Source organism: Paracoccus sp. (in: a-proteobacteria) (assembly GCF_047605025.1).
Lineage (GTDB): Bacteria > Pseudomonadota > Alphaproteobacteria > Rhodobacterales > Rhodobacteraceae > Paracoccus.
This window is the reverse complement of the sequence record NZ_JASGGO010000001.1, coordinates 314,944-327,276: the sequence shown is the minus strand read 5'-3', so window position 1 is coordinate 327,276 and position 12,333 is coordinate 314,944. Positions and strand designations below refer to the sequence as shown.

The 12,333-nt window shown below is 65.1% G+C and carries 9 protein-coding genes; 2 read left to right on the top strand and 7 right to left on the bottom strand.

What is annotated here, in order from left to right; translation table 11 throughout:
* Nucleotides 1-77 precede the first annotated feature (77 nt).
* Complete coding sequence (locus QM682_RS01540; protein ID WP_415126388.1) at nt 78-1,481, bottom strand: hypothetical protein; 1,404 nt, start codon at nt 1,479-1,481, stop codon at nt 78-80.
* 130 nt (nt 1,482-1,611) lie between these two features.
* Here QM682_RS01540 and QM682_RS01535 point away from each other — a divergent pair, with 130 nt between their 5' ends.
* Nucleotides 1,612-2,379 carry a WecB/TagA/CpsF family glycosyltransferase gene (locus QM682_RS01535; protein ID WP_415126386.1) on the top strand — a complete coding sequence of 256 codons (768 nt, stop codon included), beginning with the start codon at nt 1,612-1,614 and terminating at the stop codon, nt 2,377-2,379.
* Here the strand turns inward: QM682_RS01535 and QM682_RS01530 are convergent.
* The 3 genes from QM682_RS01530 to QM682_RS01520 form a co-directional block, all read right to left on the bottom strand.
* Nucleotides 2,369-3,550 (bottom strand): glycosyltransferase, encoded by a 1,182-nt coding sequence (locus tag QM682_RS01530; protein WP_415126384.1) that lies wholly within the window; start codon nt 3,548-3,550, stop codon nt 2,369-2,371. The genes QM682_RS01535 and QM682_RS01530 overlap by 11 nt on opposite strands.
* A gap of 193 nt (nt 3,551-3,743) precedes the next feature.
* On the bottom strand, nt 3,744-5,759 hold the full coding sequence (locus tag QM682_RS01525; protein WP_415126382.1) for a Hint domain-containing protein: 2,016 nt from the start codon (nt 5,757-5,759) through the stop codon (nt 3,744-3,746).
* A gap of 303 nt (nt 5,760-6,062) precedes the next feature.
* Nucleotides 6,063-6,824: a fumarylacetoacetate hydrolase family protein gene (locus QM682_RS01520; protein ID WP_415126380.1), complete on the bottom strand. Its 762-nt coding sequence runs from the start codon at nt 6,822-6,824 to the stop codon at nt 6,063-6,065.
* A gap of 219 nt (nt 6,825-7,043) precedes the next feature.
* Here QM682_RS01520 and mutS point away from each other — a divergent pair, with 219 nt between their 5' ends.
* On the top strand, nt 7,044-9,683 hold the full coding sequence (gene mutS, locus QM682_RS01515) for a DNA mismatch repair protein MutS (protein WP_415126378.1): 2,640 nt from the start codon (nt 7,044-7,046) through the stop codon (nt 9,681-9,683).
* On the opposite strand, the gene QM682_RS01510 is transcribed toward mutS, so the two are convergent.
* The 3 genes from QM682_RS01510 to QM682_RS01500 all read right to left on the bottom strand — a co-directional run bounded on the left by QM682_RS01510 (nt 9,680) and on the right by QM682_RS01500 (nt 12,328).
* Nucleotides 9,680-10,405 carry a proteasome-type protease gene (locus QM682_RS01510; RefSeq protein ID WP_415126376.1) on the bottom strand — a complete coding sequence of 242 codons (726 nt, stop codon included), beginning with the start codon at nt 10,403-10,405 and terminating at the stop codon, nt 9,680-9,682. The two genes, mutS and QM682_RS01510, sit on opposite strands and share 4 nt — an antisense overlap.
* A 78-nt stretch (nt 10,406-10,483) precedes the next feature.
* On the bottom strand, nt 10,484-11,356 hold the full coding sequence (locus tag QM682_RS01505) for a transglutaminase family protein (protein ID WP_415126374.1): 873 nt from the start codon (nt 11,354-11,356) through the stop codon (nt 10,484-10,486).
* A gap of 12 nt (nt 11,357-11,368) precedes the next feature.
* Complete coding sequence (locus tag QM682_RS01500) at nt 11,369-12,328, bottom strand: alpha-E domain-containing protein (RefSeq protein ID WP_415126372.1); 960 nt, start codon at nt 12,326-12,328, stop codon at nt 11,369-11,371.
* Between the last annotated feature and the right edge of the window lie 5 nt (nt 12,329-12,333).

The following is a 12,333-nucleotide window of genomic DNA, read 5'->3' as shown; positions in this document are numbered from 1 at the left end:
CAACGCCGCTGATAGCGGAAATACTTTAACAACTGGCGCGCGTATCCGGCATAGCGAATCCTGGCCCGCCAACCAACTTATAAAACCGTCTGAATGCCTGCCTTTTTAGGCAGAACCCCCGTCACTGAGAGATCTACCTGAGGTTGTGGCGTTAAAACGAGCAGCCTGCGGGCATTCCCGCAGAGCACGCCGGCCATCAGCCAGGTCACCGGCGTCAGGGTGGCGTTCGGAATCAGGTCCAGACAGTTCATCGCCAGCATCAGCGACAGGCAGCCCATCATGATCAGTTCGGGGTTCCGGCGCGTGGCACGCCCGCCGGGAATGGCACGCAACAACGTGAAAATCGGAGCCAAAAGCAGCAGGAACTGCGCCAGATAGCCATAAACCCCACGCGAGCCCAGCCAGATCACCCATTGTCCATCCGGCACCGAACTGAGCTTGCCGTCATGCTCGTCATAAAACAGCGAACGCCCCCAGGCGCCCCAGCCGAAAAGCGGCCTCTCCAGTGCGCGCACGATCAGCCGATCCTCGTTGATCAGGCGGAAGGCGAGCGAGCGGCCCCGCTCGGGCGAGATCGCCATGGCGGTGTCGACGATGCCTTGCACCGGCAGAAGAGGCGTCGCGCGCAGCGTCGGATAGGCGAAGGCCACCAGCGCCACCAGCGCCGCGACCAGCACCATCCCGCGAGGCCGGGCCAAGGTGATCAGAGGCGCCGCCATAAGCGCCGCCATCAGGGCGCCGGCGGATTTGCACAGCACCACCAGGCAGCACAGGTAAAGCGCAATCATCACGTTCTTGCGGGCGGGGTTTACCCGCGCCATCGTGATCGCCGACAGGCAGGCCAGCATGGTGATCAGGGCGACCCAAAGCGGATGCTCAAGGAAGACGATGGGGCGATAGCCGCCATAACGAATCGTCTGGACGAAATCGTGCTGGAAAAAGCCATAGACCAGAATGTTCATCTGGGGGCTGAACCGCAGTTCGAACAGCATCAGCACGCTATAACACAGGATCCCGGCGACCAGGGTGCGCAGCAGAAGTTCGGCCCCACGCAGGTCCGAAAGCATGCGGTAGCCCAGGAAAAACGGCAAAAGCTGCGCGGCCTGCATCATCGTGTCGCCAATGCCTTGGAGCAGCGACATGCCCGGCCGCACGTTGATGCCGTCGAACAGGGTATCGGGATTGGTGATCGTGGTCAGGAGCGGAGCGGTGAAATTCATCGCCAGCAGCAGCGTCACGAACAGCCCCATCTTGGGCGGCATCGGTGCGTCGCGCGGCAACTCCCGCCGCAGATGCAGCATCAACGCCGCCGAAAGCGCCGGGATCACCGCCTTGTTGATACTGGGAAACAGCGGCAGGTCGATGTCGATCACCGGGGGCAGCACCAGATAGCCGCAGATGATGGTGAAGACCACGGCCCGCTGCTTATCCATCCGCGCAAAGATCATCGCGGTCACGACCGGCCAGGTCAAAAGCATCATCAAGCCGAATGCGGGCAAAATTCAACTCCATCGATTGACCCGGTTCGCGATGCGCCGAAGGGAAAGGTTGCATTTTCGCGACCTACGGCACATCCTGCCCATGATCTAGGCCGGAAAAACAATTCCCATCATGCAATTCAGCTTCCCTGACGGCAATGCCGTTCGGATCAACTGTCCGAGTTCCGAGGCGGTTCTACAGCAGGCGCGCCTTCACCTTCAGCAAGGCCGGGGCTTTGCCCTGGCCACCATCAACGTGGACCACCTGCAACGCCTGGGCGAAGAGGAGCCATTCCGAATCGCCTATTCCGCGCAGGATCTGGTTTGCGCGGACGGCAATCCCATCGTCTGGCTGTCGCGGCTGGCGGGAAGGCCCGTGGGACTGGCCCCAGGCTCGGACCTGGTGCTGCCCTTGGCGAACGAGGCCGCGCGCCAGGGCCTGCCGGTCGCGCTGATCGGCTCGAACGACGCATCCTTGCAACTGGCGGGGGCCGAGATGCAGGCCCGCGTGCCGGGCCTGAAGCTGGCGCTGACCCATGCGCCGGGCTTTCCTTTCGACCCGGAAGGCGCCGAGGGCGCCGAAATCATCGAGAAAATCCGCCAATCCGGTGCCCGTCTCTGCTTCCTTGCACTCGGCGCGCCCAAGCAAGAGATCTTTTCGATCCGCGCCCGCGACACGCTGGGGAATGTGGGCTTCGCCTCGATCGGGGCGGGGCTGGATTTCCTGTCCGGGCACCAGACGCGCGCGCCGAAGCTGATGCGGCGGATCAAGATGGAATGGTTCTGGCGCATGATGTCGAACCCGCGCCGGCTGGCGAAACGCTATGCCAAGGGCTTCACGATCCTGCCCGCCCATGCCGCGGCCGCCTGGCGGCTGCGCTCGCAGGGTCCTAAGGACTGACCACCTGCGCCAGATGGCGCATCCGGGCGGCGAATTCGGCGTGGAAATCATGGCGGCGGGCATAGTCCAACCCCGCCTCGGCCTTCGCGATCAGCCCGGCGCGGTCCCCCGCCAGCGCGGCGATCTGCCCGGCCAAGGCCGCCACATCCCCCATGGGCGCGCACCAGCCGGCGCCGCTGTCCTGGACCAGCGCCCGCAGCATGTGATTGGCGAACCCCGCCACCGGCAGGCCGCAGCCCATCGCCTCGATATAGGTGCAAGAGGGATCGGACTGCACATGGCAACTGACGAAGATATCGGCCCGGCTGCGCGAGATCGGGACCAGTTCGGTCTCGAACGGCACGGGGGCGTGCAGGCTGACCTGGGCCAGCCCGGCCTCGGCGATGCCGCGCCGGATCTCATCCTCAAGGCTGCCCGCGCCATAAATGTCTAGCGTGAAGGGCACCTGCCTTTCGCGCAGCGCAAGCGCCAGCGGCACCAGCAGATGCGCACCCTTCATCGGCTCAAGCCGCCCGGAATTGATCAGCCGCAGGGGCTGGCCCTCGGCATGGCGAAGGCGCCGCGCCTCCATCTCGGGGGCCAAGGCGAACATCTCGGCGGACATGCGATTATCAAGATAACGCAAGGGCTTGCGGTTCAGCTTTGCATAGGCGGCCTCGGCGGGAAAGCCGTTCATCTGGATACCGTCGGCCTGGCGCAGCGCGGCGCGGCGGCCATGCTCGGCCCGCAGGTTCCACAGCATCGACCACAGCTTTTTCGGCAGGCTGCGGCCCCGTTCCAGCCCCGCGATGCGCAGCCGCGTCTCAAGCGTGTATTCGATGCCGCAGACGACCTTCAGTCCACGCGCATGCGCCGCAGCGACCAGATCGAGCTGATCCACCATATCGGCCGAGATCAGGATCACCCCCGGCGCCTGCCCCAGCGCCTGCGTCAGCGGCGCATCTGGCGCGACCAGCGTGACCTGAAACCCCAGCGCGCCAGGATCGACCGGCGAGGCGAAGGGCAAGGAGCCAGAGCCCAGATCGCGCATGACCGCGCGCACCGGCCCATCCCATTGCGCGGCGTGAAGCCTCATCCCCGAGACGAACTTGTCATCCAGCAACAGCCGCCCATCGGCCACGCGGGCAGCGGGAACCGCAGCGAAAAGCGTCAGTTCGGGCATGTCGGCCATGATCTTGTCCTTTGCGGAAGGCGAAGCCTGCGGCCTGGATCACAACCCCCATGCGCGGAGCTTGGCAAGCGATATGCGTGCACAACCCGAAATCGCCGGAAACCAGCGCCCGGCGGGACACAGCCCGGCAGGGAATACCTCAAATGCTTGAAAAAATGGCCGGGGGCGCGCGGCGGCGCCCCCGATACGGGGCTTAGCCCTGCACCAGACTTTTGTGGTTGCGCCGGTGACGCTGGACCATTTGCCGCGCCTTGGCGCCGGGAACAAAGGGGCGTGCCGGCTGGGCGGGCGCCTGGCGAAGCTGCGGGAAAAGGGTAAAGATCTCGTCCCGCGCGGCCTCGCCCAACGCCTTGATCGCCTCGTCGCCGGTATAGAGCGACTCGGTCTCGGCCCCTTCCGAGAAGACGATCTCGTGCTGCTCGAACAGGATGTGGAAATATTCCACCGCCTCGACGGCAAGCTCATCGATCCCGTCCAGATCCAGCAATTGCCGGGCAGCGACCAGAACCTCATCCGCGCCGAACATGCGTTGCGCGATGGCCGAGCGCACCAGCACCCGATGCTGCGGCGAAACCAGCAGATCGCGCCGCGGAAGGGCGTTGCCCAAAGCGCCGGCACTGATGCGGATCGGGCGCAGCCGAGGCATAAAGGCCAGATCGATACGGTCCAGCGCACGGCTTCCGATCCAGCGCACGGCTTGCAGTCCGTGATCGCGGGTCTCGACCAGATCGCCGACGCGCAGTTCCTCGACCGCGATATCGCCATGCTCGGTATGGATCAGCGTGCCCCGGCAAAAGCATGGAATGCCCATCGAATGCAGGCGCGATGGGGTCAGGCTGTCGGGATCGACGCCCTGCATCCACAATTCTTCCCCGTTCGGGAAGACGATGACAGCGAAGCTGTTGCCATATTGATCGACATCGGCACGCACCACGACATCGCCGACCTGGACCGGATCGCCATCGCTATTGGTCAGGCCGCTGACATCCAGCACATCAGCGGGCGTGGTATTGCCCGATGAGTCCAACTCTTCGCCGAACGAGAAGCCGCGCACGGTATCGGAGCCGAAATCATCCTCCAGAACCAGCGTATCGACACTGGAATCAGGAAGGCTGGTGCTGGCAAAAATGTCGCCATTCATCGAGATGAAGTCGTTGCCCTGGCCGCCGATAATGGTATCCGCGCCCTCGCCGCCTTCAATCGTATCGTCACCGCCGCTGCCATAGATCAGATCGTTGCCCGAGTCGGCATAGACGCGATACCCGTCCACATTGGAATCGCGGCCGTCGATAATGTCATTGCCGACGCCGGTGCGCAGGTTTGAGAAATTCTCGAAACGCAGATGGCCTTCTGCGTTACCCAGCGCGTCGATGTCGCCCGAACTGTCGCTGTCCAATACGACATGGACGCCCGATCCGTCGGTCGAGTATTGCCAGGCATTCAACGTGTTGGAGCCCGAGCCGCCATCGTAATAGTCATTGCCGATGTCCGTGTCGTTGCTGCCATCGCCCCAGCGGAAGCCGTCATCCCCGTCCTCGCCATAGGCGTAATCGTCGCCGCCGCCGGTTTCGATCACGTCATTGCCGTCGCCGCCATAAACGATGTCGTCACCGTCGCCGCTGTCGATGTAATCGGTGCCGTCGCTGCCGGTGATGGTGTCGTCGCCCGCGCCGGAATACAGCCGTATCCCAACGTAGTGATCGGCGCCGTCCTGATAGATGATCTCTGCCCCCGAGGCATCGACCGTATTGTCGCCGTCGCCCAGGATAATACGCTCGATACCGCTGAATTCGACCGTATTGCCATTCGCGTCGGTCGCCGTCCCGGCCTCGGTCGAACTGTAGGTCAGCGTCACCGCACTGTCCGAATCCAGGTTCAGGGCCAGAGTATCGCCGCCATTATGATTATAGGGATCGAAAGTGTAATTTTCCGAGCCGGTCACTTCGGTCACATTCTGGCCATCATAGACCGGCACATGACCGTCGCCGCCGATCACGACATCAGAATCGCCACCATCAGACGAGCCTTCCCAGATCAGGTAATCCGCGCCCTCGCCGCCGTCGATCGAGTCGCTGCCCTCGCCGCCGTCGATCGTGTCGTTCCCGGCCAGCCCCAGCAGCGTGTCATCGCCCCCGCCGCCGAAGATCGAATCCGCATCGGAGGTGCCTTCGTAATACTCGGCACCTGACCCGCCCGGAACAGTACTCATAAAATCCCCCAATACTTTCTCGTTACAGACGGCCGCAAATCCCTTGTCAATCCAGCCATCGAGTCGCGTCTACGACAAGCCGCAGATCTACCGCACAACCCCACGATATAGAGAGCTATCCTTTTGGGCAGTTCTTGCCGGACAGGTCAAAACCAAATGCCCGGTCAAAGACGCAAAGGCACGCCCCACCTTATGCAGCACATTGTATTTTATTGAAAAAAATATGAAGAACCGCCCGCCACCGCCCCATGCCCTATGTCCTGGGCGGCACGACACATTTTTGTTAACAATTTATTTCTGAAGTCAGGGCACCAGCGTCACCCAGACCCGCATCGGACGCCCCGCCAGTTCATATTCGGCCTCCAGCCGGCGTCCGGGGGTGGCGGGGCCGAAACGGCCAAAGCTGCCCAGAGAAATGATCGAACCGGGCTTCAGTTCATAGCTGCGCTGCGCCACCAGCCACAGCACTACGTCCAACGGGTGGCCCATCAGCACATCCCCGCGCGACATGATGACGGGCTTGCCATCGACCTTCAGCGCCACGCTCATCTCGGCCAGCGCAGCCACGGGATCGGCAAGTTCGCGCACCGGGATGCCCTTGCCCAGCACGCCCCGCCAGGGCATGCCGCCATAGGCGGCATGCAGCGGCCCGGTCGGCGTCACCCCCTGCCCCAGCGCCATATCGGGCAGCTCGATGAAGGGCCGGATCTCGGACAGGGCGGCGGCGGCCTCGGCGCGGGTGCGGGCCTGCATGATCGCGGCATCGCCCACCGTCACCACCAGATCGGCCTCATAATAGGGCTGGCGGCTGCCCTTGAGGCTCAGCTTGCTGCCGTTCGGCACCAGCATCGGCGCGAACAACAGGCCGGTATTGGGCTGGCTTACCCCGAAGCGGCGCTGTGCCTGAAGCGAGGTCGGCCCGACCTTGACGCCCACCGGCGGGCCAAGCTGCGATTCCAGCACGCCCCGGAAGCTGTCATAGGCGCAGCGCGCGTCCTGATAGTTCCAGACCAGCGGATCGGGAAGCCTTTGCCCTGCGATCCAGCCCCGCGCCGCGTTCTGCATCAAAGATACATCAGGGCAAGCCGCCTGCGCCGCAGCCGCGAACAGAAAGATTTGCGCCGCCAAGAACAACGCCTTGATCATTTTTCCTCGCCTCGAATCTGGGCGCACGATGCCGCATGAACGCGGGAGTGTCATCGGATTTCTCTACCGCCGCCGTGACAGGTTTGCATCGCGCGCGCCATCCCCTAGAACGGCGTGACGGCAAGCACAGGACGAAAGATGAGCGATCAACCCACCCCGATGATGGCGCAGTATCTGGCGATCCGCGCGGCCAATCCGGGGGCGCTTCTGTTCTATCGCATGGGCGACTTCTACGAGATGTTCTTTCAGGACGCGGTGGCGGCCTCGGCGGCACTGGACATCGCGCTGACGAAACGCGGCACCCATCAGGGCGAGCCGATCCCGATGTGCGGCGTCCCGGTCCATGCCGCCGAAAGCTATCTGCTGACCCTGATCCGCAAAGGCTTTCGCGTCGCCATCGCCGAGCAGATGGAGGACCCGGCCGAGGCGCGCAAACGCGGGCCGAAATCGGTCGTCGCCCGCGACGTGGTGCGGCTGGTCACGCCCGGCACACTGACCGAGGAATCGCTGCTGGAAGCGCGGCGGCACAATTTCCTGGCAAGCTTCGCCACGCTGCGCGAGGAAAGCGCGCTGGCCTGGATCGATATCTCCACGGGCGAGTTCCGCGTCATGGCCTGCCCGCTTGCGCGCCTTGCCCCCGAACTGGCCCGCCACGCCCCGCGCGAGCTTCTGGCATGCGAGGGCACCCGCCTGGACGAAATCGCGCGCGAGGCCGGGGCCGCGCTTAGCGAGTTGCCTTCCGGCAGCTTCGACAGCGCCGCGGGGATGCGCAGGCTTTGCGCGCTGTTCCAAGTCGAGACGCTGGAGGGGTTCGGCAGCTTCAGCCGGGCGGAGCTCTCGGCCATGGGCGCCATCGCGGATTACCTGGAGCTGACCCAGAAGGGCAGAATGCCGCTGATCCGCCCGCCCCTGCGCGAAGCGGCGGGGGGCGCGATGCAGATCGACGCCGCGACCCGGCGCAATCTGGAACTGACCCAGGCGCTTTCCGGCGGGCGCGAGGGGTCGCTTCTGGCCTCGATCGACCGCACGGTGACGGCGGGCGGCGCGCGGCTGCTGGAACGGCGCATCAGCGCACCCTCGCGCGATCTGGCGCTGATCCATGCCCGCCAGGCCGCCGTCGCGCATCTGCTGGCCGACCCGCGCCTGACCGCCGACCTGCGCGAGGCGCTTTCCCGCGCCCCCGACATGGACCGCGCCCTGTCGCGGCTGGCGCTGGACCGGGGCGGGCCGCGCGATCTGGCCGCGATCCGTGCCGGGCTGACCCAGGGCGCCGCCATCGCCGCGATGCTGGCTTGCGACGAAATCGCCGTTCTGGCCGAGGCCGCCCGCGACCTGACCGGGCATGACGCGCTGATAGATCTTCTGGACGATGCGCTGGTGGCCGAGCCGCCGCTTCTGACCCGCGACGGCGGCTTCACCGCGCCGGGCCATGACGAGGATCTGGACCAGACCCGCGCCCTGCGCGACGAAGGGCGCGGCGTCATCGCCCGGATGCAGGCCGATTACATCGCGGAAACCGGCGTCCCCAGCCTGAAGATCAAGCACAACAACGTGCTGGGCTATTTCATCGAAACCACCTCGACCCATGCCGAGCGGATGCTGGCCGCGCCCTTGAACGAGCGTTTCATCCACCGCCAGACCACCGCGAACCAGATCCGCTTCACCACGGTCGCGCTTTCGGAACTGGAAACCCGCATCCTGAACGCCCGCGACCGCGCGCTGGAGATCGAGCGCGAGATCTTCGCCCGCCTGACCCGCGCCGTCCTGGACCACGCCGGTCCCATCGGCCAGGCGGCGCGCGCACTGGCGGAAATCGACCTGACCGCCGCTTTCGCCGACCTCGCCTCGGGCGAGGGCTGGGTGCAGCCCCAGGTCGATGCCAGCCGCGCCTTCCTGATCGAAGGTGGCCGCCATCCGGTCGTGGAGCGCGCGCTGAAGCGCAAGGGCGAGGCGTTCGTCGCCAATGACTGCGCCCTGACGGCGGACGAAACCCCGGCGATCTGGCTGCTGACCGGGCCGAACATGGCCGGCAAATCGACCTTCCTGCGCCAGAACGCCCTGATCGCGATCCTGGCGCAGGCGGGTGGCTTCGTGCCCGCCAGCCGCGCCCATATCGGCCTTGTCAGCCAGCTTTTCAGCCGCGTCGGCGCGGCGGACGATCTGGCGCGGGGACGTTCGACCTTCATGGTCGAGATGGTCGAGACCGCCGCGATCCTGAATCAGGCCGACGACCACGCGCTGGTGATCCTGGACGAGATCGGGCGCGGCACGGCGACCTGGGACGGGCTTTCCATCGCCTGGGCCGTGATGGAGCATCTGCACGGCCGCAACCGCTGCCGCGCGCTTTTCGCCACCCATTACCATGAGATGACCAGCCTTTCCGCCCGCCTGCCGGGCGTGGAGAACGCCACCGTCGCCGTGCGCGAATGGGAGGGCGAGGTGATCTTTCTGCACGAGGTGCGCAAGGGCGCGGCGGATCGCAGCTATGGCGTGCAGGTCGCGCGGCTTGCGGGCCTGCCACCCCTGGTCGTCGAGCGGGCGCGGGAAATCCTGCATCAACTTGAAAGCGGCGCGCGCGAAGGAGGGACCAGACCGGCCGCCCTGCTGGACGATCTGCCACTGTTCCGCGCGGCCGCCCCACCGCCGCCGCCGGCCGCCAAGCCCCAGCCCTCGGCCGTCGAGGCGCGGCTGCGCGAATTGAACCCCGACGACATGACCGCGCGGCAGGCGCTGGACATGCTTTACGAACTGCGCGGGCTGCTGGCCCGGCCCGGCTAGATGGTGATGTTCACGAAACTGTCGCGCAGCGCCGCCGACCAGGCTTGCGACATCTGCATGAAGGCGGGGTCGCCCTCTTGGATGCGGCGCTTGAAGCTGACGCGCAGATCGTCCTTGCGGATCACTGCCAGATCCAGCGGCATCCCCACCGACAGGTTCGAGCGCAGCGTCGAATCCATCGACAGAAGCACCGCCTTTTGCGCGTCGCCCAGGCTGGTGCCCGGCTTGACCACGCGGTCCAGGATCGGCTTGCCGTATTTATGCTCGCCGATTTGCAGGAAGGGCGTGTCATCGGTCGCCATGATGAAATTGCCCTGCGGATAGATCAGGAACAACCGCATGTCGCCGTCACGGCGCTGGCCCGCGACGATGAAGCTGGCACTGGCCTGCTGGCTCAGCTCGCGCAACTGCTCGGAAATCTCGCGCCGGGTGCGGTTCAGCGTCTCGCCGATGATGGTCGCGACCTGAAGCATCGAGCCGGCCTTCATGATCGAGGTGGTCCCGTCCGAATCCGGGTCGTCGATCGCCTCTTGCAAGCGGCCCAGCGTGGTCTGCGTGACCGAAAGGCTGCCAGCGGTCATGATCGCGATCACCCGCTCGCCCGGTTCCTCGAAGAAGAACATCTTGCGATAGGTCGAGATATTGTCCAGCCCGGCATTGGTGCGGGTATCGGACAAAAGCACCAGCCCCTCGTTCAGTTTCAATCCGACGCAATAGGTCATCGCCCGCACCCGGTCCGCATAAGAATCGCGCGCGACTGATAGGTCCAGCCGCGCGCCTTGGCAATCTGGTGTCTTCACTTATTGCTGGCGCTGGCTCTGCGCCTGATCCTGGAACTGCCCGCCGCTCTTTTGGGATTGGGACTGGCCCGGCTGCACCTCTTCGACATGGACGCACACGTCCAGCGCCTCGACACCCTGGCCAAAGGCCATGCCGCGCACCGGCGCGGCGTCCTGCGCGTCCAGCCCCGAGCCCAGCCGCACATAGCGGTCATCCGGGCAGCAGGCATTGGCGGCATCGAAGCCGACCCAGCCCAGGGAGCCCACATGGATCTCGGCCCAGGCATGGGCCGCGTCATGCGGAGTGCCGTTCTGGCTGGAATGCAGATAGCCCGAGACATAGCGCGCCGGCAGGCCGCGATGCCGCGCGCAGGCGATCAGCGCATGGGCGTGATCCTGGCAGACCCCCTGACCCAGCGCCAATGCCTCGGCGGCCGAGGTCGACGCCTCGGTCACGCCGGGGCTATATGCGATCACCTCGCTGACTGCGGCCGAGAGCTTGTGCGCCAGGTCAAGCGCCTCGTCGCTCTGAATCGACTCGGCCAGCTCGATCAACCCCTCGTCAAGCTTGGTCGCGGGCGTATCGCGCAAATAGACCAACGGATGCACGTTCTCGCGATGGCCGCGCAGGACGCCCGCCGTGTCGCGGGTTTCGATGACGCCCTCGATGCAGACGGTGACGGATTCGACCGGGCCGCGCACGGTCCAGCCCTCGATCCAGTCGCCGGCACCGTCGCGGAAAGCCGCGCCGCGCTGGCCGTCCGTGACCGAAATCCTCCACTCGCCGACCCGCTGCCCCTCATAGACCGAGGGCGTCAGCCGCAGGCTTTGCACCAGCGCCTGCACCGGGGTATCATAGCGATAGGTCGTTTCATGCGTGATCTTCAACTTCATGCTGTCCCCTCCCTACATGCGGCCGCTGAAGTAGTCATCGTTGACCGCGGACGAGATGCTGGCGATCTGGCCGATGAACCAGCTCAGGAACTCGTGCAGCCCCTCGTCGAAAATGCTCTCGATATCCTTGGCCATCAAGCGCTCCAGCACCTCGCGCGCCTTGACCGAGGCAGTCGAGGGCGCCTGGTCGCCATAGCGGCGCGCCAACCCGTCCAGGTTCCACACCGCCTCGTAAAGCGAAGTCAGAAGCGAGCGTGGGCTTTCCCCGTTCAGGATCAGGAAATCGGCCACCTTGGTCGCTGTCAGGTCGCCGCCATAGGCCCAGTGAAAGGCGCGATGCGCCGACAGCGCCCGCAGGATCACCTGCCATTGGTAGTTGTCCAGCCCCGAGCCGACGAACTCCACCCGCGGCAGCAGGACGTAATATTTCACGTCCAAAAGCCGCGATGTCGCATCCGCGCGCTCTAGGGAATAGCCCAGATTGATGAAATGCCAGCCGTCATTGCGCAATTGCGTGGCATTGATCGCGCCCCGGACGGTCGAGCTGTGGCGGGTGGTGAAATCGGTCAGCAGCCCCGTATCCAGATTGGCGCGCGGCATCCGCTCCATCTCGCGGAATTCCTGATAGGCTAGGTTCAGCGCGTCCCAGACCTGGCTGGTCAGGGCGGTGCGCACGATCCGGGCACCTTCGCGGGCGCGCTCGATGCAAGAGGCGACCGAGGAGGGGTTGTCATGGTCGAAAAACAGCCAGGATTCGATATTTTCCTGATTGATCTGATCGCCATAGCGTTCGGCGAAAGCCGCCTGCGCCCCCGAAGCACGCAGAAGCGATTCCCATTCGTTACGATAGCCCTCTTCGGTATTGGGCAAAAGCGTGATGCGCTGGCCCACGTCCAGAAGCCGGGCGGCGGTTTCGGCGCGCTCCAGATGGCGACCCATCCAGAACAGATTAGCGGCGGTGCGGCTGAGCATGGCTG

Coding starts and splice junctions, on each gene's coding strand:
- QM682_RS01500 (WP_415126372.1), bottom strand. CDS start 12,328: ATGCTCAGCCGCACCGCCGCTAATCTGTTCTGGATGGGTCGCCATCTG.
- QM682_RS01520 (WP_415126380.1), bottom strand. CDS start 6,824: ATGCAGAACGCGGCGCGGGGCTGGATCGCAGGGCAAAGGCTTCCCGAT.
- QM682_RS01540 (WP_415126388.1), bottom strand. CDS start 1,481: ATGATGCTTTTGACCTGGCCGGTCGTGACCGCGATGATCTTTGCGCGG.
- QM682_RS01535 (WP_415126386.1), top strand. CDS start 1,612: ATGCAATTCAGCTTCCCTGACGGCAATGCCGTTCGGATCAACTGTCCG.
- QM682_RS01525 (WP_415126382.1), bottom strand. CDS start 5,759: ATGAGTACTGTTCCGGGCGGGTCAGGTGCCGAGTATTACGAAGGCACC.
- QM682_RS01505 (WP_415126374.1), bottom strand. CDS start 11,356: ATGAAGTTGAAGATCACGCATGAAACGACCTATCGCTATGATACCCCG.
- mutS (WP_415126378.1), top strand. CDS start 7,044: ATGAGCGATCAACCCACCCCGATGATGGCGCAGTATCTGGCGATCCGC.
- QM682_RS01510 (WP_415126376.1), bottom strand. CDS start 10,405: ATGACCTATTGCGTCGGATTGAAACTGAACGAGGGGCTGGTGCTTTTG.
- QM682_RS01530 (WP_415126384.1), bottom strand. CDS start 3,550: ATGGCCGACATGCCCGAACTGACGCTTTTCGCTGCGGTTCCCGCTGCC.